This is a genomic window from Halorubrum sp. Atlit-26R (genome assembly GCF_003666015.1).
Classification (GTDB): domain Archaea; phylum Halobacteriota; class Halobacteria; order Halobacteriales; family Haloferacaceae; genus Halorubrum.
The window spans coordinates 1-936 of record NZ_QPLT01000130.1; the positions used below are offsets into that span (position 1 = coordinate 1).

At 72.3% G+C, this 936-nt stretch carries 1 protein-coding gene and 1 pseudogene; both read right to left on the reverse strand.

Annotated elements, in window-relative coordinates; all coding sequences use genetic code 11:
• Positions 1 to 427 (reverse strand): annotated as a pseudogene (locus tag DVK07_RS19740) (hypothetical protein); the annotation flags it as partial.
• Positions 428 to 459: 32 nt separating this feature from the next.
• Positions 460 to 936: hypothetical protein (locus DVK07_RS22890; RefSeq protein ID WP_158603202.1), on the reverse strand; the 477-nt coding region annotated here is incomplete at its 5' end.

Genomic DNA, 936 nt, shown 5'->3' on the forward strand with positions numbered 1-936 from the left:
CGTCGACGGGGACGTACACCGGGTCGCCGCCGATACCGAGCTCGCCGAGCATCGCGTCGCGGTCGGCGCGGACCGTCTGGTACACGCGTGAGCCGACGCTGGCCGTCACGAACCGCTCTGGGGTGAGGACGTACGTCAACGCCCCGGCGAAAACGCCGGTCCCTCCGAGGGCGAACAGCACCGACCGGGCGTCGGAGAAGACGACACCGCCGAGTAGTCCGAGGGCGCCGACGGCGAACAGCCCGAGCGCGGTCTGCCGATACGTTGCCTGCTTCGCGCGTGCGTGCTCGTCGCGGAGCTGTCGGTTCTCTGCTTCGAGCACGGCCACTCTCGTCTGGAGATCCGCGGACTCGCTCACGTCAGCCGCCGGGTCGGTCTCGACGGCCTGGGCGGCGCGGGTCGCCTCCGTGTCCCCCGTGTCATCCATCGCGTTACCGTCGGCTTCTCGAACCCCGGAATTCATTCTTTCGGCTCGATGACAGACCGGTCGTCCGGGCGGTCGCCGCCGGTCGCCTCGCCCTCCGAGACCGGGTCGTCGCCGACGAGGCCGAGCCGAACCAGCGTCACGCGGCGAGCGATATACACGCCACACGCGACGGCGAGACACAGCAGGCCGCCTGTAACGACGAGCCCGTACCGGAGGCCGACGGCGAACAGCCCCGCGAGCCCGACGGCGGCGCCGAGCGTGGCACCGGAGGCGTAGGCGCGCCCGACCGTGCGCGCGGGTTCGGTGAGCACCACGAGCAGCGCGAGCTGCGCGGCCACCGCGGCGGCGGTGTCCTCAACGGAGACCGTTGGGAGGACTGCGAGCTGTCCGGCGGCGAACGCGACGGGGGACGGCGTCGGGAGCGACGCCAGCAGAAACGGGGTCACGAGAGCCACCGGGCGCACGGAGCCGGTCGCCAGCCCGGTTCCGGCGACGACGAGCAGCGCGAC